This window comes from Streptosporangium sp. NPDC049644 (assembly GCF_040675205.1).
GTDB lineage: Bacteria > Actinomycetota > Actinomycetes > Streptosporangiales > Streptosporangiaceae > Streptosporangium > Streptosporangium fukuiense.
Genome location: NZ_JBFAOJ010000074.1, coordinates 11,546 through 33,190, shown reverse-complemented (window position 1 = coordinate 33,190; position 21,645 = coordinate 11,546). Strand labels below are relative to the sequence as shown.

Here is a 21,645-nt window from a genome sequence, read left to right as displayed (position 1 = left end):
CGGCAAAGTTTAACCATGGTGACTTGTGATCCGGTTGGGACCGGCTGAGACCGCTGATCGGTTCGGGGCGACGGTGACGGGGGTGACCGGCGGCGAACGGCTGCGGCTAAGGTGCGTTCGAAACGGCACGTCCACAGCGACACGTCCGCAGAGGAGCACCAGCATGCGCGTCACGCTCGCCGACCCGTCCGCCCTGATCCCGGGCTTCGAGCGGGTCCACCTCGAGCAGTCGGCGCTGTACCCGTACGGGCCGGTCGGATGGCAGCCGGTGCACACGGTCTACGTCCCCGCGGACCGGTTCGACGCCGGGACGGTGCGGGCCTGGGGTGACGCCGCGCTGGAGCTGATGCGGCGGCACCTGCCGCAGGGCGAGCTGGCCGCGATCCTCGGCGTGGGCGGGGACCTCGCCGGAGACGTGCACGGCCGGGTGGCCGCCAAGCTCGGTGCGGAGCCCGTCGAGGACCTGCGCGTCGACTTCGAGGACGGGTACGGGCAGCGCCCCGCGGAGGAGGACGGTCACGCCTCCGCCGCCGCCGAGGCGATCGCGGCCATGCACGCGGCCGGAACGCTCCCCCGCCGCTGGGGTCTACGGGTGAAGTCGTTCGCCGACGGCGACCCGGTCCGCTCCCTCAGGACGCTGGACGGCTTTCTCACCGGTGTGGTCGAGCGGGTCGGGCGGCTGCCCGGGGGATTCGTGGTCACCTTCCCGAAGGTGCTGATGAGGGCCTACCTTCACCAGTTCGCCGACTGCCTGCGGGCACTGGAGGACGGGCTGGGCCTCGACGAGGGCGCGCTCCGGTTCGAGATCCAGGTCGAGGCGCCGCAGACGGTGCTGTTCCTCGACTCCGGCCTGGTCGCCTCCCTGCGGGGCAGGCTGGCCGCGGCGCACTTCGGCGTCTTCGACTACACGGCGAGCTGCGCCCTGCCCCCGCACGAGCAGCGGCTGGACCATCCCGTCTGCGATCACGCCAGGAACGTCATGCGGACGGTCTTCGCCGGGACCGGCGTGGAACTGTCGGACGGTTCGCTGGCGGCCTCCCCTGCCTCGGATGACCGGCGTGCCGTGCAGGAGCTGTGGCGGCGCCACGCGGAGCTGGTCGGGCACTCCCTGGGCCAGGGCTTCTACCAGGGCTGGGACATGCACCCGTCACACCTGGTCAGCCGGTACGCGACGGTCTACGCCTTCCACCTGTCCCGTTACCGGGAGTACACCCACCGGGTGCGCGCCTGGCAGGAGCGGCGCGAGGCGGGCGAGGGCGTGATGGACGAGCCCGCCACGATCAAGACCATGACCGCCGCCCTGCGCCGCGCCGACCTGGCCCTGGGCGCCGACCCGGCTCCACCGGCCTGACCTCGGTCGCCGGCTCCCGGCACTCCCGGCCGATCACCGCGAGACCTGGTGCGCCTCAGTCGACCAGGGCCCGCCACTGGCGGACCCGGCGCTCGTCGACCGGTTCCGACCAGGACGCCCGCACGGCGCTGCCGACGTGGAAGGCCCGCACGCCGTACTCCATCAGCGCCCCGACGTGGCCGGGCCTCAGCCCGCCCCCGGCCATGATCAGCGGGCCGTCGCCCGCCTCGCACCGGGTCTTGAGCAGCGGCAGCCCGTCCGCCACGCCACCGGGCGCGCCCGAGGTGAGCACGGTGGCGAGATTGGGCAGCAGGCGGACGGCACGCCAGCTCGCCTGGGTGTCGGCCGCGTGGTCCACCGCCCGGTGAAAGGTCCAGGGCAGCGGTGCGACCGCGTGGATGAGCGCCTCGGTGGCGGCCAGGTCGACCGCCCCCGCCCGGTCGAGGAACCCGAACACGAACCCGGCCGCGCCCGCGTCGGCGAGTGCCCTGGCCTCGCGGCTCAGGGTCTTCAGCGACTCGGGCGTGGCCAGGAACGAGGCCTCGCCACGCAGCATCACCATCTGCGGCAGCGCGCACTCCTTGGAGATCGCCGCGACCGTCTCCGCGGCCGGGGTGAGCCCGCCTACGGCCATGTCGGCGACGACCTCCAGGCGATCGGCGCCACCGGCTTCGGCCGCGACGGCATCACGCACGTCAAGCGTGATCACCTCAAGCAAGGATCCGGTCATGAATGGAGGCTATCGGATGGGTTTGCCCTGGGATCGCCGTGGTTCAGACATGCTCGGGGACGGACAGCGCGAGACCGGACGCGTGGACGCGCAGGCCCCCCGGCCGCTGGAACAGGGCGCCGGAGGCGCGATGCGACAGGTCGACCGTGCGGAGGTGCGCGAAACGCTGTCCCCGATAGTAGTCCTGGAGCCGCGAGTTGTCCTTGGAGCAGTCAAGCCTGAGCCATCTTCTCCCCAGGGCCAGGACCCGCAGGCCCGCCCAGTCGAGCAGCGCCTCTCCCAGCCCCCGGCCGGCGTGGGCACGCGCCACGGCCAGCTTGTGGACGTAGAGCGCCGAGCCCGGGTCGTCTCCCGGAGCCCAGAACTCGGGGTCGGCGTGGGCGTCCAGGGCGAGGGTCGCGGCGGGCCCGTCCTCCCCGTCCAGCAGGTACATGACGCCCTCGTCGATCAGCGGGGTGATGCGCTCGGCGGGGAAGCCGGCGGCGGGCCACTGCCGCACGCCGCGGCGGTTCAGCCATCCGGCGGTCTCGGCGAGGAGCGCGAGCACCCCGTCGAGATCACCGTCCGTGGCCCTGCGCAGCGTGAACGGGCGCACGGTGGTGGGACTGGCGGTGTTCGAGTGCATGGTTCATCCCTTCGTTGCGTTCGGTACGCGAGTTGACACGGAGCGTGTTCGCCTGATGGCGCACGGCACCCATGTCGGGCTAGGCGGGCGCCTAGGGGCTGGGGGCGAGCGGCGGGGAGACGCCGGTCGGGGTGAGCGGCGCGGGCGGGAGGGCCGCGGGCCGGGGGGCCTCGGGCGAGACGGCCGGGGTGAGAGAACACCCGGCCGGAAAACCGCCGGGCGGAGGAGGAACGGCCGCCCCGAGGGCGCGGCCCGCCGGGCGTCCGCGGCGCGGACGGAGTGGAGGCCGGCCCGTCAGGGCGGTTACCGAGATGTCAACGGCTTTCCAGCTCGTACCTGATCAGGTGCTTGTCCGCGGGCAGCACCGACACCGCCACGCGCACGGGGACGTCCTCCGCGTCGTAACCGACCCGGACGTAGACGACGACCGGCGTGCCGAGCTGGAGCTGGAGCCGCTCGGTCTCCGCGCTGTTGGGCATCCGCGCCCAGATGTCGTCCACCATCCGCACCTGGCGGTGGCCGAGCTCCTCAAGGACCTTGTTGGCCCCGCGCCTGATGTCGCCGGGACGGGTGATCTCGGAGTCGGCGACCAGGGCCAGCGGGAAGTAGGAGTCGTTGGTGTTGTACGGCTGGCCGTCCACGAAGCGCAGCCTGCGGCGGACCACGGCGAGCTCGTCGTCCGAGAGCTCCAGCCTGCTGGCGATCTCCTCGGCCGGTCGCACGATCGAGACCTCGATCTCCTGGCTCGGCGCGCGCCCCTCCTGCGAGACGGCCCAGGCGAAGGCCTCCAGGGTCTCCTCGCCCCGCGGCTGCAACTCGCGCTGGGGGTACATGAGCAGCGGACGGCGCTCCCGCACGACGGTGCCCCTGCGGGGGGTGCGGGTGACCAGGCCCTCGTTCACGAGCTCGCCGAGAGCCAGCCGCACGGTGTTCCGGCTCACCTGGTGCACGAGCATGAGTTCCGCCTCGGTCGGCAGCTGATCCCCCGGTCCGAGCGCACCGGAGTAGATGGTCCTCCTCAGATCGGAGGCCACCAGTTGATACAGCGTTGACCGCGCCATTAAGTCCCCTTTGTGCCAACAAAACTAGACGATCTGGTTCTAGCGGGGAACAGCCCCTTGACCCAACCTCCCAAGACCCGCATCATCCAATCGTTGGTACAAATCCATCGAAAGGTCAGCGAGGGGGTGGAGGCCTGTGCTGTCGGTCCGCGTGGACGCGCCGTACCCGCCCTGGCGCGACCCCTGCGAGGCGACGCGTCTACTGCGCTACGCGTTGCACCGCCAGGGGTTCACCCACACCTACCAGAGCAACGGAAGCGGGATGTCCGTGCTCTCGGTGCTGACCGATCTAACCGTTTGGTGCAAGAACGGGCTCTTCATCTGGAACGAGGACGGCGTTGAGTCCTCGCATCCGGCCGACGACCCGGCTGGGGCGGCCCGCCTCATCTCGCAGCACTACCGGCGGCCCACGCCTGACGACGACCTCGCGGAGGAGGAGGCGGACCACCAGGTCCGCGCCTTCGCCGACACAGACTCCGAGCGCGACTAGCCGGCGAAGGACCCCACCCCTCGCCGGGGTCCTCCGCCGTCGCGCCGGAGCGGAACGCGTCCTGGCGGGTCCCCCACGCCCGCCAGGGCGCGCTCCCCATCTCCGGAGCGCGGCCGGCGGGAACGGGGCCCGCCGGGGCGCGCCCGTGCCGCGGCCCTGATGAGGGGATCCCACCGCGAACGCGCCTCAGCCGAGCGGGCGCCAGTCGATCAGCGACAGCTCCTCGTCCACCTTTCTGAAGCACGCCCGGACGGGCAGGCCGGCGACCGGCGGCTCCGCACCGCGCCAGTTGCCGTACATGACGCATTCGGGCGCCTCGTCCAGCCGCACCATCACCACCGTGTACGGCTCGCTCACCCCGGCCAGGAAGGGCTGGTGGCTGACGATCCAGCTCTCGACGCGGCCGGCCGGGGCGACGGGCTCCCAGTGCCACTCGCGGGTCCTGCAGCGGTGACAGTAGGCGCGGGCGGGGAAGCGCGGCGTGGCGCAGGAGTCGCACCGCTGGAGCACGAACTCCCCGCCGGCGGTCCGCCTCCACCACTCCGCCGAGTCGCGATCGGCAACCGGACGCACCCCTCACCCCTTCCGCAGGATCAGCGCCGAGGTGGCGGGCAGGATGTAGCCGGGCTGGGCCGTGGAGAGCGCCACCTCGGCCCCTGCCACCTGCCTGTCCCCCGCGTCCCCCCTCAACTGTGAGACGGCCTCGGCGATGTGGTTGACGCCGTGCACGTACCCTTCCGACAGGAACCCGCCGTGGGTGTTCACCGGCAGCTCACCACCCGGCGCGACGGCACCCGAGGCGACGTACGGGCCGCCCTCGCCCTTGGCGCAGAAGCCGTAGTCCTCCAACTGCACGATCACCGAGTAGGTGAAGCAGTCGTAGATCTCGGCCACGTCGACGTCGGCGGGCCCGACGCCCGCCTGGCGGTACAGGCGCGGGGCCAGTTCGGCCGCGCTGGTCACCGTGGTGTCCGCCCGGCCGCCGGACAGGAAGGAGTCGCCGCCTCCCCACGCGGCGGCGGAGATGAGCACCGGCGGCCTGCGCAGGTCGGCGGCCCGCTCGGCGCTCGTGACGACGAGCGCGCAGGCGCCGTCGGTCTCCAGGCAGCAGTCGAGCAGCCGGAACGGCTCGGCGATCCACCGGCTCGCCAGGTAGTCGTCCAGGGTGATCGGGGTGCGCATGAGCGCCCGGGGGTTCTTGGCCGCGTTGGCGCGCTGGACGACCGCCAGCGCGCCGAAGTGCTCGGGACGGGTGCCGTACCTCGACATGTGGGCGCGGGCGAACATCGCGTACTGCTGTAGCGGCGCGAAGTAGCCGTACGGCGCCTGGTACTGGACCTCGGGACTGACCGGCAGCCCCCGGCCGGTGCCGCCCATCCGGAACTCCGAGCGCGCGTTGATCGCCCGGTAGCAGACGACGGTCTCGGCGACGCCCGCCGCGACCGCGAGCGCCGCCTGGCCGACCACCGAGTGGGAGACGCTGCCGCCGCCGAACTGGTCGAGGTACCAGGAGGGCTCGTGGATGCCGAGCGCGGGACCGACCAGGCAGGGCGCGGCGGAGTCGCCGACCCGGTGGGTGGCGATGCCGTCGACGTCGTCGGGGGTCAGGCCCGCGTCGTCCAGGGCCGCCAGAACGGCCTCGCAGGCCAGGGTGAGGGTGCTGACCCCGGAGTCCTTGGAGAACCGGGTGTACCCGACGCCCGCGACGGCCGTGCGGTCCCGGAAACCACCCACGTACCACCCTCCGATCACAAGCAAGCGCTTGGCCAGAGGCTAGGCCGGGCCGATCACCGATGTCAACGACGGGCCCGGGCCGGACGGCTGCCGGGGACTTTTTCCGGCACTCCCCTACAATCCAAGCAAGCGCTTGGTAAGATGGCGCCAGACGGCGGAGGACGCCGTCCGCCGCCGAACCCCCTCGGAGGCCGATCGGGCGCGATTGAGGAGGCGAGTAGCACCATGACCACTCACGCGGCCCGGCTGCTGGAGACCGCCGGCCACCCCCGCGCCACCTTGGCCGGGTGCGGCACCACCGCCAACGGAGTCGCCATGCAGAGTGGCCTTTCGCAGAGCCCGTCCAGCGGAGCCGAGAGCAACGGGGCCGTGGACGGCCGGTGGTTCCGCTCCGTGCTCGGCCACTTCGCCACCGGCGTGGTGGCCATCACCTCCATCGACCCCGACACCGGCGAGCCGTGCGGCCTGGCGGCCAACTCCTTCACCTCGGTGTCGCTGGACCCGCCGCTGGTGGCCTTCTGCGTGGCCCACAGCAGCACGAGCTGGCCGCGCCTGCGCGCCGCCAGCACCCAGACGATCAACGTGCTCGCCGAGCACCAGCAACCGGTCTGCGCCGCGCTCGCCGGCCGGGGCGGCGACAAGTTCGCCGGGCTCGACTGGACGGTCTCCCCGGGCGGCAACCCGGTGATCGAGGAGAGCCTCGCCTGGATCGACTGCTCGATCGAGGCGGAGCACCCCGCGGGCGACCACGTCATCGTCGTCGCCAGGGTCCACCGGCTCGGTGTCCATGGCGACGGCGGCCCGCTGCTCTTCTTCAGGGGCGGCTACGGCCGTTTCCACGCCTGATGCCTGGAGGCACCCCATGACCCTGCGCGAGGAGGCACGCTCCTGGCTGGAGGAGAACCTCACGGGCGAGTTCGCGCACGCCCGGGGACTGGGCGGGCCCGGCCGCGAGCACGAGGGGCACGAGGTCCGGCTCGCCTGGGAGCGGCGGCTGGGCGAGGCCGGGTGGACCTGCCTGGGCTGGCCCGGAGAGTACGGAGGCCGGGACGCCACCCTGGAGGACCAGGTCGCCTTCCACGAGGAGTACGCCCGCGCCGCCGCCCCGGCGCGGGTCGGGCACATCGGCGAGGGACTGATCGGGCCGACCATCCTGGAGCACGGCACCGAGGAGCAGCGGCGGCGCTTCCTGCCGCCCATCCAGCGTGGCGAGGAGCTGTGGTGCCAGGGCTACTCGGAGCCTGAGGCGGGCTCCGACCTGGCGGGCGTCCAGACGCGGGCGCGCCTGGACGACGGCGAGTGGGTCGTCACCGGCCAGAAGGTGTGGACCTCGCTGGCCCACGTGGCCGACTGGTGCTTCGTGCTCGCCAGGACCGAGCCCGGTTCGGCACGCCACCGCGGCCTGTCCTACCTGCTGGTCCCGATGGACCAGCCGGGGATCGAGGTGCGGCCCATCCTCCAGATGACCGGCACCAGCGAGTTCAACGAGGTCTTCCTCGACGGCGCCCGCACCGCGGCGGGCAACATCCTGGGCGCCCCCGGCGAGGGCTGGCGGATCGCGATGGCCACCCTCGGCTACGAGCGCGGCGCCTCCACCCTGGGCCAGCAGATCGGCTTCCAGCGGGAGTTCGCGGAGGTGGTGGCCACCGCCAGGCGCACCGGGGCCGCCGAGGACCCGGTGCTCCGCGACCGGCTGGTGCGCTCCTGGCTGGAGCTGGACGTCATGCGGCTCAACGCGTTGCGCACCATGACCTCGCTGTCGGCGGGCGAGCCGGGACCCGAGGTGTCGATCGGCAAGCTGTACTGGTCGGAGTGGCACCGGCGGCTGGGCGAGCTGGCCCAGGCCGTCCAGGGGCGCGCGGGCCTGGTCGCCGACGCCCCGCCGTACGACCTCAACGCGCTGCAGCGGCTCTACCTGTTCAGCCGCGCCGACACCATCTACGCCGGATCCAGCGAGATCCAGCGCAACATCATCGCCGAGCGCACCCTGGGCCTGCCCAAGGGCTGAGACACGACCACCGGAACGGAGCCCGTATGGCGACACCTCCCCCCTACCCCCGCGCCCACGGCCTGCTCGACGGAAAGGTCGTCCTGGTCACGGCGGCGGCCGGGACGGGCATCGGGTACGCCACCGCCAGGCGCTGCGCCGAGGAGGGCGCGACCGTGGTCGTCTCCGACCGGCACGAGCGGCGCCTCGGCGAGGCCGCCGAGGCACTGGCCGAGCTGAGCGGGGTCAAGCCGCTCGCGGTGCCCTGCGACGTCACCTCCGAGGCCGAGGTGGGCGCCATGTTCGACGCGGTGACCGAGGCGCACGGGCGGGTGGACGTGGTGGTCAACAACGCGGGCCTGGGCGGTACGGCGCGGCTGGTGGAGATGACCGACGAGCAGTGGGACACCGTCCTGGGGGTGACCCTCACCGGCACGATGCGCTGTACCAGGGCCGCCCTGCGGCGGATGGTCCCCCGGGGCTCCGGAGTGATCGTCAACAACTCCTCGGTGATCGGCTGGCGCGCTCAGGAGGGTCAGTCGCACTACGCGGCCGCCAAGGCCGGGGTGATGGCCCTGACCAGGTGCGCCGCCCTGGAGGCCGCCCCGCACGGCATCCGGGTCAACGCGGTGGCCCCCTCGCTGGTCATGCACCCCTTCCTGGCCAAGGTCACCACCGACGAGCTGCTCACCGAACTGACCTCCCGGGAGGCCTTCGGCCGCTCGGCGGAACCGTGGGAGGTGGCCAACGTGATCGTCTTCCTGGCCAGCGAGTACTCCACGTACATGACCGGCGAGGTCGTCTCGGTCTCCGACCGGCACCCCTAGGGGGCGCCGGGTCATCCGTGAACGAGAGGGCCCGCACGCCGCGACTCCCGCAGCAGGGCGGGGAGCGACGACAATTGCCCCATGCGGTTCGGGATCCTGGGCACCACGCGGGTGTGGCACGACGACGGCGGCGAGGTGGCTGTCGGCGGGCCCGCCCTGCGGGCGCTGCTGGGCCTGCTGCTCGCCCGCGCCGGGGAGGTGGTGACCGCCGATCTCCTGGTCGACGACCTCTACGGCGCACGCCCCCGGGACGGGGCGGCACACGCCCTGCAGTCGCAGGTCTCCCGGCTCCGCCGACTGCTGGGGCCCCAGGTCGAGATCGAAGCCGTCTCCTCGGGCTACCGGCTCTCGGCCGGCCCCGGCGATCTCGACGCCCACCGCTTCGAACGGCTCTCCGACGAGGGGCGCCAGGCCCTGCGCGACGGAGACCCGACGGGGGCGGCCGTGCTGCTGCGGGAGGCCCTGGATCTGTGGCGGGGGCCCGCGCTCGCCGACGCCGCTGCCGCCTCCTCCGTACAGGCCCTGGTCCTGCGGCTTCAGGAGCGCAGGCTCGGCGCCCTGGAGGACCGGATCGAGGCCGACCTGCGGCGGGGCGAGCACCGGGCCGCGGTGCCCGAGTTGCAGGAGCTGGCCGCCCGCCATCCGCTGCGGGAAAGACTCCGCGTCCTCCTCATGCGCGCCCTGCAGGCGGGCGGCAGGCAGGCGGAGGCCCTGCTCGCCTTCGAGGAGACCCGGCGGCTGCTGGCCGACGAGCTCGGCGCGGATCCCTCGGCCGAGCTGGCGGCCGTCCACCAGGAGCTGCTGCGGGGCGAGCGGCCGTTCCAGCCGCCCGTACCACCGGCGCAGCTGACCAGCTTCGTGGGCCGCGCGGAGGATCTGGCCGAGGTCACCCGACTGCTCGGTACCGCGCGTCTGGTCACCCTGGTCGGCCCCGGCGGGGCGGGCAAGACCAGGCTGGCGATCGAGGTCGCGAGGCGCCTGCCGGACGTCTGCTACGTCGAGCTCGCACCGCTTCCTGACGGACGGCGGCTGCCGCAGGCCCTGCTCGCCGCGCTCGGTCTGCGCGAGAGCGGGCTGCTCGCCATGCCCGCCGGGGCTGAGCCCGTCTCCCGGCTGCTCGCGGCGCTGGCCGGCCGGCCGCTGCTGCTCGTCCTCGACAACTGCGAGCACGTCGTCGAGGCGGCCGCCGAGCTGGCCGCGCGGCTGCTCGCCGGCTGCCCCGAGCTGCGCGTCCTGGCGACGAGCCGGGAGCCGCTCGGCATCACCGGCGAGAACCTGTGGCCGGTCCGGCCGCTCGCCCCCTCCCCCGCCGCGCTGCTGTTCACCGACCGGGCCTCGGCGGTGCGTCCCGGCCTCGTCCTGGACGGGGCCGGGACCGAGGCCGTGCGGCGGATCTGCGGCGAGCTCGACGGGCTGCCGCTCGCCATCGAGCTCGCCGCGGCCAGAGCGCGCACGTACGAGCTCCCCGAGCTCGCCGACCGCCTGGACGACCGGTTCCGCCTGCTGTCCCGGGGCAGCCGCGGGGCCGAGGCCAGGCACCGGACACTGCGCGCGGTGGTGGCATGGAGCTGGGACCTGCTGTCCGGAGACGAGCAGGTGATGGCCAGGCGCCTGACCGTCTTCGCCGGCGGTGCGACCGCACAGGCCGCGGCGCGCGTCTGCGGGGTGCCCGACGCCGAGGACGTGCTGGCCTCCCTGGCCGACAAGTCCCTGGTGGAGGTCGGCGGCGGGCGCTACCGGATGCTCGACACGATCCACGCCTACTGCGCCGAGCAACTGGAGGTGGCCGGGGAGTCGGAGGCCCTGCGGCGCGCGCACGCGGACCACTTCCTGGAGCTGGCCCGGACCGCGGATCCACACCTGCGGCGCTCCGAGCAGCTCCGGTGGCTGGAGATCCTCGTCGCCGAGCACGACAACCTCCAGGCGGCGCTGCGCCGTGCCGTCGAGGCCCGGGAGGTTGAGCTCGCCCTCGGCCTGCTCGCCGCCCTGTCGTCGTACTTCTGGATGCGCGGCATGCGTGTCTCGGCGACGGCGCAGGCGGTCACGCTACTGGAGGAGATCGGTGACAGCCCGCCCCCCGAGCTCGGGGACGAGTACGTGCTCTGCGCGCTGACGGCGGCGGCCGGCGACGGTGGGCGGGAGTCGTGGGATCGCCACCGCGCGACGGCCGAGGCGATCGTCGTCGCCCGGGAGCGGCCGCACCGCCATCCGGTCATCACTTTTCTCTGGCCGATGATCACCTCCGGCGCGGAGGACCCGAGCGCCGCGCTCTCGGTGATCGCTCACGGGCAGGCGGGGCCCGACCCCTGGGAGCACGCCGTCGTCCATCTGCTCCTGGGCTACCCGCAGCTTTCGAACGGGGACCCGGCTCGGGCCGAGCACGAGTTCACCTCGGCCGCGGACGCCTTCCGCGCGCTGGGCGACCGGTGGGGGACCTCGCTGGCACTGGACGCGCTGGCCGGTCTGGCGGCGCTGCGCGGCGAGGAGGGAAAGGCGATCGCCCTGACCGATGAGGCCCTCGCTCTCACCGAGCGGCTCGGGGCCATCGAGGACGTTCCCGACCTGCTCTGCAACCGAGGCGACTACCTCGTCCAGGCCGCGCGGGCGGAGCGGGACCCGACCGGCGACGGCCTCGCGCGGGCGCGCGCCGACTATGAGCGGGCCGCCGAGATCTCCCGCCGCGCGGGCAGCCCCACCTATCTGGCCGCGGCGCTGCGCGGCCTCGGCGACATCGCGCGGCTGGAGGGCGACCTGGCCGGAGCGCGCGGACTGTACGAGCAGGCGCTCGAACGCTTCGAGACCCACTGGGTGAAGAGCGCGGGAGGCCGTACGGGCGCGTTCTTCGGGCTCGGCAGGATCGCCGAGGTCTCCGGGGACCTCGGCGATGCCCGAGCCCTGTACCTGCGGGCCGTCGAGGTCGCCGTGGGGGCGGGGGCGATCACCGAGAGCGCCCGCCCGGTCGAGGCCCTGGCCCGGATCGCCCTGTCGGAGGGCGACGCCCCCACCGCCGCCGTGCTGCTCGGCGCGGCCGTCTCCCTGCGGGGAGTCGCCGTCCCCGACGACCCCGACGTCTCCGGCACGGCCGCCACGGCGCGGGCCGTGCTGGGCGAGGCGTCGTACGAGGCCGCCCACCACGCGGGCACCCTGTCACCCGCGGCGGACGCGCTCCGCCTGGCCGGTGTCCCCGAGGCCGTCATCCGGGCGTCACCGATCAACAGCGCCACCGACCGCGAGATGCTCCGGCCCCGCTGACCCGCTCGCGGCCGGCTCGGGGCCGGGCACCCTGTCCCCGAGGGCGTGCGTCCGGTGAGCCTTCGGTGAGCCTCCGGTGAGCGCCCTCGGACAGGCTCGCGGCATGAACACCACACCGCGTCCGAAGAACAAGAACATCCTGATCTCCGGGGCCGGTGTCGCCGGTCCGGCGCTGGCCTACTGGCTGCACCGCCACGGCTTCACCCCCACGGTCGTGGAGCGGGCGCCCGATGTCCGCGACGGCGGCTACGCGGTCGACTTTCGGGGCGAGGCGCACCTCAGCGTGCTCGACCGGATGGGGATCCTGGCCGACATCCGGCGGGAACGGACGAACATGGGCGCGATGTCGTACGTCAACGAGGCGGGCAGGAAGATCTCCAGCATGCCCGCCGACGTCTTCAGCGGCGACCTGGAGATCCTCCGCGGCGACCTGGCGCGCATCCTGTACGAGCGGACCGTAAAGGACGTCGAGTACGTCTTCGACGACTCCGTCACCTCCGTCACCGAGGACGCGAAGGGCGTCCAGGTCACCTTCGAGCGGGGTGCGCCGCGCCGGTTCGACCTGGTCGTGGGGGCCGACGGGCTGCACTCCAACGTCCGGGCGCTCGCGTTCGGGCCGGAGTCGCGGTTCGTGAAGGAGATGGGCCTGTACTGCGCGATCTTCACCACCGCCAACCACCTCGGTCTCGACCACACCGGGCAGCTCTACAACACTCCCGGCAGGCTGGTGTCCATGTACAGCGCCCGGGGCAACACCGAGGCCAAGGCCATGTTCTACTTCGGCTCCCCGTCGCTGAGCTACGACCGCCGCGACGTCGAGCAGCAGAAGACGATCCTCGCCGAGGCGTTCGCCGGCGTCGGCTGGGAGACCCCCCGGCTGCTGGCCGCGATGCGGGACGCCCGGGACTTCTACTTCGACTCGATCAGCCAGGTCCACATGGACCGCTGGTCCCAGGGCCGGTCGGTGCTGCTCGGGGACGCCGCCTGCTGTGCCTCACCGCTGTCGGGCATGGGCACCGGCCTGGCCGTGATCGGCGCCTACGTCCTCGCCGGGGAACTGGCGGCGGCGGGCGGCGACCACCGGGTGGGCTTCGCCCGCTACGAGGAGGCCATGCGCGAGTACGCGAAGGGATGCCAGAAGTCGGCGGACGGAGTGGGCGGCTGGATGGTTCCGGAGAGCCGTCTCAAGGCCTGGATCGTCAACCAGAACTACAAGCTGCTGCCCTACGTGCCGTGGAAGGGACTGATCGCCAAGAGCATCAGGAAGACGGCGAACGCCATCGTCCTGAAGGACTACGGGTGCTGACCGGTCCCGCTGCCTTCGGTACGAACGGAGCCGACCTCCGTGCCCGGAACGTCTCCCCGGGCCGTCGTCGCCCGCCTCCGACAGGTCCCCCGGCGGCCTCGCCGGTCTGTACACGATCGACACCGTTCATGGGTTCCCCTTCCTCACCTCCGGCGGGCCCGAACGCTGCCGGGGCGCCCTCCGCCTGGCAGCGGGTGGCGGGCCGGGACGTCGCCCCGCGGTAAGCCGGGTGGCGGCGTCCCGGCGAGCCGGGTGGAACGGTTACCGCAGGCCCGCGTCCAGGGCGGTGGTCAGGGTGCCGGGGTCTCCGGACATCTCCCAGATCATCGCGCCGAGCAGGTTCTTGCTCCGCAGCCACGCGGTCTTCTTACCGATGGACCAGGCGTCGTCGAAGGTCCACCACTGGCCACCGTTGCCGGTGAAGCAGTAGGTCGAGACCGACTGCTCGTCGTGCTTGACAGCGCATCCCGGCACGCCGGCCAGCAGGTTGGCGTACCCTCGGGTGCCCGCCTCGTCCTGGAACTGGCCCGGCGCCGCGCCGGTGGCCGACTGCCACTCCCCGGACCGGCCTCCGTCTGCGACGCCCTGCCAGCCCCGGCCGTAGTAGGCGAGACCGATGGTGAGCTTGCGCGGGTTCACCCCGGCCCGCAGGTAGACGTCGACCGCGTTCTCCACGCTGAACTTGAACGGGTACGGGTCCTCGGTGTCGGTGTACAGGTTGCCCTGGTGGCCGGCCCGGTTGGGCTCCCAGGAGTTGTCGCTGCCCGCCCCGTGGAAGTCGTAGCCCTGGATGTTGAAGATGTCCAGGGACTTGGCGATCTCCGGCAGGTCCCAGCCCGCGGCGATCTTCGCCGGGTCGGCGGGGGTGAACGCGGTGAGCTGGTAGCGCTTGCCGGTCTCCTGGGTCAGGGCGTCGAGCTGCCTGCGGAACTCGGCGATCAGCAGCGTGTTGTTCGCCTTGTCGTTCGGGCCGATGTGGTTGCCCGCGTGGCCCTCCGAGCCCGGCCACTCCCAGTCGAGGTCGATGCCGTCGAAGATCCCGGCGGCGCTGCCGGGGCCGCCCGCGGCGTTGTAGAGCGGCAGGTTCCCCTTGATGTAGGTGTCGATGCAGGAGCTCACGAACTTCTTCCTGGCCGCGTCGGTGGCCGCCACGTCGGAGAAGTACTTGGAGTAGGTCCAGCCGCCGAGTGAGATCAGCACCTTGAGGTTCGGATACTTCGCCTTGAGCTTGCGGAGCTGGTTGTAGTTGCCGCGCAGCTTCTCCCAGCCGGTGTCGGCGACGCCGTCCACCGACTGCGCCGCGCTCATCGGCCTTCCGTAGTCGGCGTCCGCGTCACCGGCGCCGTCTCCCTGGCTCGGGTCCTGCGGGTTGCCGGTGGTGCCCTTGGTGACGCCCTGCAGGCAGGTCAGGTTCACCGGGTCGATGTTGCCGAAGGCGTAGTTGAGGTGGGTCAGCTTCGCGGCGGCGCCGGTCGTGTCGAGGTTGCGCACGAAGTACTGACGGCCGTAGATGCCCCACTGGACGAAGTAGCCGATCCTGGCGTATCCGCTGCCGATGATGTCGTCGGTGCTCGCCTTCACCGCGTCGCTCGCCGCCGACGTGTTGTCGTACACGTCACGGGCCTTGACGGTGAAGGTGTACTCGGTGGACGGCGAGAGCCCGGCGACCGTGGCCGAGGTGCCGGTCACCGTCGTGGCCAGGGTCGCGCCGGTGTGGACCTCGTACCCGGCGATGCCCCTGTTGTCGGTCGAGGCGTCCCAGGCGAGCGAGACGCCGGAGGAGCTCTTGCCGGTGACGCGCAGGTTCGCGGGCACGGTCGGCGGCTGGGTGTCGTCACCGGCGTTGTTGGTGGTCACCTTCAGCGCGGCGCTCGCCGGGGAGAGGGTTCCCTTCCGGTCCCTGGTCTTCACGGTGAACGTGTACTCGGTGTTCGAGGTCAGGCCGGTGACGGTGGTGCTCGTCCCGGTGACCGTCGCGGCGAGGTCGGCGCCCCGGTAGACCTGGTAGCCGGAGATCGGGAGGCTTCCGGGGGTCGCGGCGTCCCAGGCCAGCGAGACGGTTCTGGTGGTCTTGACCGGCGAACGCAGGTTCCCGGGCGCGCCGGGCGGCGTGTCGGCGGCACCGTCGCACCTGACGTCGTTGATCCTGCAGTTCTCCGGCTCGGCGGACGCGCTGCTGAGCGTGAACGCGGGGCTGTACGGCTCGGTGGTACCGCGTGCCGCCACCGTCGTGTTGTAGTGGGCCGGGCTCAGCGTGACCTGGCGCCCGCTCTGGCTCAGTGATCCGTTCTGGGCGCCGCTCGCGGTGACTCCGGCGGGCAGGTCGAAGGTGATCGACCAGCCGTTGAGCGCGGCGTCCGTGTTGTTGGCGACCACGAACCTGCCCTGCGTCCCGCTACCGGAGTAGGTGGCGGTGACCGGCGCGTCCGGCGGGGGTGGGTCGCCGCTGCCGTCGCAGTTGGCGCCGTTGATCGTGCAGCTCACCGGCTGGGCCGCCGCGCTGAGGGTGAAGGTGGGGCTGTACGGCTCGGTGTCGCCGTTCGCCCGCACCGTGTTGATGTAGAAGGCGGGGGTCAGCTTGACCCGCGTCCCGTTCTGCGTGGTGGTGGCGTTCTGGGCACCGCCGACCGTGATGCCCGCGGGCAGGTCGAAGGTGATCGACCAGCCGGTGACCGGAGTGGTACCGGGGTTGCTCACCACGAACTTGCCCTGGGTGCCGGTGAGGGTGAAGGCCGCGGTGAGCCGGGCGGCGGCCGAGGCGGGGGACGAGAGGGCGGCGAAAGTGGCTGCCAGAGCGAGAACCAGCAGCGCGGAGGCTAATCGGCGCACGTGAACACCTTCCCATTTAGGAAAGTTTCCTAATAATTACGCGGATCGTAACTCCGGCGCCCCAGGTCGACAAGGCCTAAAACAACGCCTCTCGCACGGCTCGGACCGTGCGGCCGCCCGCTCGGACGCCCAGGAACGGAAGGCCCGTCAGGTCAGGCCACCGGCCACGGACAGGGGCGGTCGGACGATCAGGCGGAACGACCCGGCGGCGCGACGGCCGGCCGCGAGGCACGACACGGCACGGGGCCGGACGCGGCGCGGGAAGGTCCGGCCGCCGGCAGTGGTCTCGACCGGGTGGAAGACGCTCGCCTACGTCCTCAGCCGAGGCCGCCGTCGGCGCGGAGGTTCTGGCCGGTGAGCCAGCGGCCGTCCGGGCCCGCCAGGAAGGCCACGACGTCGGCGATGTCCGAGGGCTCGCCGAGGCGGCCGAGCGAGGTCATGCCCGCGACCTGGGCCAGGGCCGCCGCGGGGTTGGTGCCGCGCAGCAGATCGGTGTCCGTGGCACCGGGCGAGACCGTGTTGACGGTGATGCCCCGGCCGCCGAGCTCGCGGGCTGTGACGGCGGTCAGCTGTTCGAGCGCGCCCTTGCTCGCCGCGTAGGGGGCGATGCCCGGTGCCGGGCGGACGGTGTTGAGCGTGGAGATGTTGACGATGCGCCCCCCGTCGCGCATGTGCCTGGCGGCGTACCGGATGGTCAGGAAGGCGGCCTTGGCGTTGACCGCCATGGCGCGGTCGTACAGTTCCTCGGTGGTCTCCGCGATGGGGGTCGGGGTGAAGCTCAGCGCGGCGTTGTTGACCAGGATGTCGAGGCCGCCGAGAAGCTCCTCGGCGGTCTCCATCAGCCGCTCGGCGGCGCCCGGCTCCGCCAGGTCGGCCTGGACGGCGCGGGCGCTCCCGCCCGCCTCCTTGACCGTCCGCTCGACCTCGGTCGCGGCGCCGGTGTCGCTCGCGTAGCCGAAGAGCACGTCCGCCCCGTCGCGGGCGAGGCGCTCCACGATCGCCCGGCCGATGCCCCGCGACCCTCCGGTGACCACCGCCGCCTTGCCTGCCAGCACCGCCATGCCGGTCTCCACTCCCCTCGCGGACCTCGTCTCATCGTCGAACCTATGATCGTGCGGTGCGGTTGTCGACACCCGCCACGCCGCGCGAACCGCTCCTGGCCGTTGGTGCGTTCCAGATCTGTAATCTTGGGGAACTGGCGGAGTTTCGGTCGTACGCCCTAGCGTGCGGACCATGACCATCGATGGGCGCTCGGCGCACATTCTCGACGTCCTGATCACCGAGTTCGGCGACTCCATGAAGCGCGACCCCGCCGCCTTCCGGCGCAAGTTCCGGAAGATGGCCGCCTCGCCGTTCGCCTTCTACCGGGGCAGCGCCTGCCTGTTCTACGCGGACATGACCGGCGAGTTCGCCGACGACGCCTTCCTGGACGACCAGACCAGGCGGGTCTGGATCCACGGCGACCTGCACGCCGAGAACTTCGGCACCTACATGAACGCCTCCGGCGTGCTGGTCTTCAACGTCAACGACTTCGACGAGGCCTACGTCGGACCGTACATCTGGGACCTGCGGCGGTTCTCCGCCAGCATCGCGCTCATCGGGTACGCCAAGGCGCTGTCCGACGACGTCATCGGCGCCCTGGTGACCGAGTTCGCCGGCGCCTACCTCGCCGAGCTGACCGGCATCTCGGAGGGCGGGGACGACGCGATCGGCTCGCTGACCCTGGAGACCACCACCGGCGTGCTGCACCGGGTGCTGCAGCACGCCCGGCTGAACACCCGGGTGGCGCTGCTGGAGTTGGAGACCACCGTCGAGAACTTCGACCGCAGGTTCGCCGTCATGGACGGCCGCTACCCGGTCGACGAGGAGACCCGGCGGCTGGTGGAGGCGGCCTTCCAGGACTACCTGACGACCCTGCCCGCCGTCTCGGCGGTCGAGCACAAGATCAAGGACTTCGCGCTCCGCACCGGCATCGGGATCGGCTCGGCCGGGCTGCCCTCGTACAACATGCTGCTCGAGGGCCACACCCAGGCCCTGGAGAACGACGTCATCCTCTACATGAAGCAGGCCCAGGTGCCGGCCGTGGCGCGGTACGTGACGGACGAGAAGGTGCACGGCTACTTCAAGCACCAGGGCCACCGCACCGCCGAGTCGCAGCGGGCCCTGCAGGCGTACGCCGACCCGTGGCTCGGCTACACCACGCTGAACGGCGTCGGCCAGATGGTCGCCGAGGTCTCCCCCTACACCGCCGACCTGGACTGGGGCGACGTCAACGAGCCGGACGAGCTCGCCTCGGTGATTCGCGACCTGGGCCGGGCGGTGGCCAGGATGCACTCGGTGGCCGACGACGAGTCCAGCCACGACCTGGTCGACTTCTCCACCGAGGACGCGATCGTGGCCGTGATCGGCGGCGACACCGAGGGCTTCACCCGCACCCTGGTCGACTTCGCGCACGCCTACGGGGCGCGGGCCAGGGCCGACCACGGGCTCTTCGTCGACCTGTTCAGGAACGGCCTCCTCCCCGGCCTCTGAGGCGGGTTCCGGAACCGTTCTCCGGGCACGCCGTTCAGGAGGGACCGCGCCTGGGCGCGGTCCCTCTCCACCTCACAGCCGCTCCGCCTCCGTCTCCGTCCTCGCCTCGCGCCGAGCGGAGGCGGAAGCGTGGTGGCAGGCGACCTGGGACCCGGCCGAGGAGGGCAGGACCGGCAGTTCCCCGGACGCGCACAGCCCGTCGACCCCCGCCTCGGCCGCCGCGCCCGAGGCCAGCACCTGGCAGCGCGGGTGGAAGCGGCAGCCGGCCGGGATCCGGGTGGGGTCCGGCGGCTCTCCGCCCAGCACCACGGGCGAGGGCGACTCCGGCAGGACCGACAGCAGTGCCCGGGTGTACGGGTGCGACGGCGAGGTGAGGATCCGCTCCACCGGCCCCGACTCGACGATCCTGCCGAGATACATCACCGCGACCCGGTCGGCGATGTTCCAGGCCAGCCCGAGGTCGTGGGTGACGACCAGGGCCGACAGGCCCAGCTCGGCGCGGAGGCGGAGCAGCAGGGCGAGGATCTCGCCGCGTACCGACGCGTCCAGCGAGGCCACCGGCTCGTCGGCGACCAGCACCCTGGGCTCCAGCGCGAGGGCTCCGGCGATGACGACGCGCTGGCGCTGGCCACCGGACAGCTCGTGCGGGTGCCGGTCGAAGAATCGTTCGGGAGGACGCAGCCCGGCCCTCGACAGGGCCTCGGCGACCAGGTCGCCCTCGCCGGGCAGGCGGTGGATGCGCGGCCCCTCGGCCACCGCCTCGTAGACGGTGTGCCGGGGGTTGAGCGATCCGGTGGGGTCCTGGAGCACGAGCTGCACCTCGCGGCGGTGGGCCCGCAGGGCGCGCGACGAGTAGGCCAGCGGGACGCCGCCGTAGCGGACCGATCCCGAGGTGGGCCGCTCCAGGCCGAGCAGGGTCCTGGCCAGCGTCGTCTTGCCGCAGCCGGACTCGCCGACCAGCGCGACGATCTCCCCCTCGCCCACGGCGAGGTTCACCCCGTCCACCGCGCGGGCGCGGCGCCCCCGCGAGGTGAACTCCACCCGCACGTCCCGTGCTTCGAGCAGGGTCATCGGCTCTCCTCGCTGACGTGCACGCACGCGGCGGTGTGCGGTGCTCCGGTACCGTCTCCCACGGCCCGCAGCTCGACCGGCTCCGACGCGCACGAGACGAGCGAGACCGGGCAGCGGGGGTGGAAGGAGCACCCGGCGGGCAAATGCGCGGGGTCGGGCGGATCACCGCCCAGTCCCCTGGGCGCTATCCTGGAGGCGGGGTCCCCGACGGTGGGGAACGCCTCGGCCAGTGCCCTGCTGTAGGGGTGCCGCCCGCCCGCGAAGACCTCGCGCGAGGGGCCGGACTCGACCACCCGGCCCGCGTACATGACCGCCAGCCGGTCGCACGTCGACGCCAGGACCGACAGGTCGTGGGAGATCATGACGAGGCCGATCCCGTGCTCGGCGATGAGCGAGCGGATCAGCGAGAGCACCTGTGCCTGGATCATCACGTCCAGCGCGGTGGTCGGCTCGTCGGCGACGATCAGGCGGGGTGAGCAGGCGAGCGCCATGGCGATCATCACGCGCTGGCGCTGGCCGCCGGAGAGCTCGTGCGGGTAGCCGCGCGCCCGCCAGGCCGGCAGGCCGACCTGCTCCAGCAGTTCCGCCACCCTGCGCCGGGCCTCGGCCCCGGTGGCCATGCCGTGCACCCGCAGCGGCTCGGCGATCTGGTCGCCGATCCGGCGCACCGGGTTCAGCGCGTGCTGGGCTCCCTGGAAGACCAGCGAGGCCGAGGCCCACCGGACCGCGCGCAACCGCCCCCAGCTCATCGTCAGGACGTCCTCGCCGTCCAGCAGGATCTCCCCGGACACCGACGCGCCCCTGGGCAGCAGCCGCAGCAGGGACATGGCCAGCGTCGACTTGCCCGACCCCGACTCCCCCGCCACGCCGAGCGCCTCGCCGGCCTCCAGGCCGAGCGAGACGCCCCGCACGGCGGGCACGTCCCCGGCCGCGCTCCGGTAGGTCACCGCCAGGTCGCGCAGTTCGAGCAGGGTCACGAGGCTCCTCCCAGCCGCGGGTTGAGTACGGTCTCCAGGGCGCGCCCGCAGAGGGTGAACGCCAGGACCACCGCGATGATGCACAGGCCGGGCGGCAGCACGTACCACCAGGCTCCCGAGGTGGCCGCGCCCCAGTCGTAGGAGCCGCGCAGCATGGTGCCCCACGAGACCTGGCCGGAACCCGCGCCGAGGAAGGCGAGGGTCGACTCGGTGACGATGGCGCTGGCCACCATGAGCGTGGTGTTGGCCAGGACCAGCGGGGCGACGTTCGGCAGCACGTGCCGGGTCATGACGTGCCAGTGCCCGGCGCCCAGTGCCCTCGACCTCTCGATGTACGGCCTGGCCTCGACCGCCAGCGTCTGCGCCCGGATCAGCCTCGCCGTGGACGCCCAGGAGGTCACCCCGATCGCCACGATGATCGTGGACGGGCCACCGCCGAGGATGGCCGCGAGCACCATGGCCAGGACCAGCGCGGGCAGCACCAGGAACCAGTCGGTGACGCGCATCAGCACGGCGGCGACCCAGCCCCGGAAGTGCCCGGCCGCGATGCCGAACACCGTGCCGATCACCATGCTGAGCAGTGCCGACATGAACCCGATGAGCAGCGAGACCCGCGCGCCCCACAGCAGCATGAGCAGAACCGAGCGGCCGGACTCGTCGGTGCCGAGCGGGAAGTCCATGCTCGGCGGTGCCATCCTGGCGCCCGTCGCCTTCGTCACGTCCATCCCCGACGGGTCGGTGAGCAGCGGTGTGAGCAGGGCCGCCAGGACGACGACCAGCAGGATCGCCGCCCCGTACAGCCCGGCCCGCTGCCTGGCGTACCGGCGGCGGAACCGCGTCAGAGCGGCGCGGCGGCGGGTACCGGCCATCGTG

18 protein-coding genes are annotated in these 21,645 nt (G+C 72.6%); 8 read left to right on the top strand and 10 right to left on the bottom strand.

The genetic code is table 11. The features are described 5' to 3' along the window. Positions 1-163: 163 nt before the first annotated feature. Entirely contained in the window at positions 164-1,351 is a 1,188-nt protein-coding gene (locus tag AB0J58_RS31910; protein WP_364222801.1) for an aldolase, read from the top strand. Between the two features lie 55 nt (positions 1,352-1,406). On the opposite strand, the gene AB0J58_RS31905 is transcribed toward AB0J58_RS31910, so the two are convergent. From AB0J58_RS31905 to AB0J58_RS31895, 3 genes are all read right to left on the bottom strand, one after another. Beyond that, positions 1,407-2,081 (bottom strand): copper homeostasis protein CutC, encoded by a 675-nt coding sequence (locus AB0J58_RS31905; protein ID WP_364222798.1) that lies wholly within the window; start codon positions 2,079-2,081, stop codon positions 1,407-1,409. A 43-nt stretch (positions 2,082-2,124) separates the two neighbouring features. Continuing rightward, complete coding sequence (locus AB0J58_RS31900; protein ID WP_343972115.1) at positions 2,125-2,706, bottom strand: GNAT family N-acetyltransferase; 582 nt, start codon at positions 2,704-2,706, stop codon at positions 2,125-2,127. 314 nt (positions 2,707-3,020) lie between these two features. Further along, on the bottom strand, positions 3,021-3,767 hold the full coding sequence (locus AB0J58_RS31895; RefSeq protein WP_364222794.1) for a GntR family transcriptional regulator: 747 nt from the start codon (positions 3,765-3,767) through the stop codon (positions 3,021-3,023). Between the two features lie 136 nt (positions 3,768-3,903). On the opposite strand from AB0J58_RS31895, the gene AB0J58_RS31890 reads away from it, so the two are divergent. Continuing rightward, positions 3,904-4,257, top strand: coding sequence for a hypothetical protein (locus AB0J58_RS31890; protein ID WP_364222791.1), 354 nt, complete (start codon positions 3,904-3,906; stop codon positions 4,255-4,257). 186 nt (positions 4,258-4,443) lie between these two features. Here AB0J58_RS31890 and AB0J58_RS31885 read toward each other — a convergent pair whose 3' ends face one another. Continuing rightward, the gene (locus tag AB0J58_RS31885; protein WP_343972124.1) at positions 4,444-4,830 is read right to left on the bottom strand and encodes an OB-fold domain-containing protein; all 387 of its coding nucleotides are present in this window, start codon (positions 4,828-4,830) and stop codon (positions 4,444-4,446) included. A gap of 3 nt (positions 4,831-4,833) precedes the next feature. Further along, positions 4,834-5,991, bottom strand: coding sequence for an acetyl-CoA acetyltransferase (locus AB0J58_RS31880; protein WP_364222787.1), 1,158 nt, complete (start codon positions 5,989-5,991; stop codon positions 4,834-4,836). Positions 5,992-6,216: 225 nt separating this feature from the next. Between AB0J58_RS31880 and AB0J58_RS31875 the strand changes: the two genes are divergently transcribed. The 5 genes from AB0J58_RS31875 to AB0J58_RS31855 all read left to right on the top strand — a co-directional run bounded on the left by AB0J58_RS31875 (position 6,217) and on the right by AB0J58_RS31855 (position 13,363). Then, complete coding sequence (locus tag AB0J58_RS31875; RefSeq protein WP_364222784.1) at positions 6,217-6,837, top strand: flavin reductase family protein; 621 nt, start codon at positions 6,217-6,219, stop codon at positions 6,835-6,837. Between the two features lie 16 nt (positions 6,838-6,853). Beyond that, positions 6,854-7,999 (top strand): acyl-CoA dehydrogenase family protein, encoded by a 1,146-nt coding sequence (locus AB0J58_RS31870; RefSeq protein WP_364222781.1) that lies wholly within the window; start codon positions 6,854-6,856, stop codon positions 7,997-7,999. A 26-nt stretch (positions 8,000-8,025) separates the two neighbouring features. Further along, positions 8,026-8,805 (top strand): SDR family oxidoreductase, encoded by a 780-nt coding sequence (locus AB0J58_RS31865; RefSeq protein ID WP_364222778.1) that lies wholly within the window; start codon positions 8,026-8,028, stop codon positions 8,803-8,805. Positions 8,806-8,886: 81 nt separating this feature from the next. Then, positions 8,887-12,057 carry a BTAD domain-containing putative transcriptional regulator gene (locus AB0J58_RS31860; protein ID WP_364222775.1) on the top strand — a complete coding sequence of 1,057 codons (3,171 nt, stop codon included), beginning with the start codon at positions 8,887-8,889 and terminating at the stop codon, positions 12,055-12,057. A 103-nt stretch (positions 12,058-12,160) separates the two neighbouring features. After that, positions 12,161-13,363, top strand: a complete 1,203-nt coding sequence (locus AB0J58_RS31855) for an FAD-dependent monooxygenase (protein ID WP_364222772.1) — start codon at positions 12,161-12,163, stop codon at positions 13,361-13,363. Between the two features lie 261 nt (positions 13,364-13,624). Here AB0J58_RS31855 and AB0J58_RS31850 read toward each other — a convergent pair whose 3' ends face one another. Both AB0J58_RS31850 and AB0J58_RS31845 read right to left on the bottom strand, forming a co-directional pair. After that, on the bottom strand, positions 13,625-16,192 hold the full coding sequence (locus tag AB0J58_RS31850) for a glycosyl hydrolase family 18 protein (RefSeq protein ID WP_364222769.1): 2,568 nt from the start codon (positions 16,190-16,192) through the stop codon (positions 13,625-13,627). Between the two features lie 317 nt (positions 16,193-16,509). After that, positions 16,510-17,253, bottom strand: coding sequence for an SDR family oxidoreductase (locus AB0J58_RS31845; protein ID WP_364222766.1), 744 nt, complete (start codon positions 17,251-17,253; stop codon positions 16,510-16,512). A 172-nt stretch (positions 17,254-17,425) separates the two neighbouring features. Between AB0J58_RS31845 and AB0J58_RS31840 the strand changes: the two genes are divergently transcribed. Beyond that, complete coding sequence (locus tag AB0J58_RS31840; protein WP_364222763.1) at positions 17,426-18,724, top strand: DUF2252 domain-containing protein; 1,299 nt, start codon at positions 17,426-17,428, stop codon at positions 18,722-18,724. Positions 18,725-18,796: 72 nt separating this feature from the next. Here AB0J58_RS31840 and AB0J58_RS31835 read toward each other — a convergent pair whose 3' ends face one another. The 3 genes from AB0J58_RS31835 to AB0J58_RS31825 are packed head-to-tail and all read right to left on the bottom strand — an operon-like array spanning position 18,797 to position 21,641. After that, complete coding sequence (locus tag AB0J58_RS31835) at positions 18,797-19,795, bottom strand: ABC transporter ATP-binding protein (protein ID WP_364222760.1); 999 nt, start codon at positions 19,793-19,795, stop codon at positions 18,797-18,799. Next, positions 19,792-20,772 carry an ABC transporter ATP-binding protein gene (locus AB0J58_RS31830; protein WP_364222757.1) on the bottom strand — a complete coding sequence of 327 codons (981 nt, stop codon included), beginning with the start codon at positions 20,770-20,772 and terminating at the stop codon, positions 19,792-19,794. The genes AB0J58_RS31835 and AB0J58_RS31830 overlap by 4 nt, the downstream gene beginning before the upstream one ends. Further along, the gene (locus tag AB0J58_RS31825; RefSeq protein WP_364222840.1) at positions 20,769-21,641 is read right to left on the bottom strand and encodes an ABC transporter permease; all 873 of its coding nucleotides are present in this window, start codon (positions 21,639-21,641) and stop codon (positions 20,769-20,771) included. Before AB0J58_RS31825 ends, AB0J58_RS31830 begins: the two co-directional genes overlap by 4 nt. Positions 21,642-21,645 lie beyond the last annotated feature (4 nt).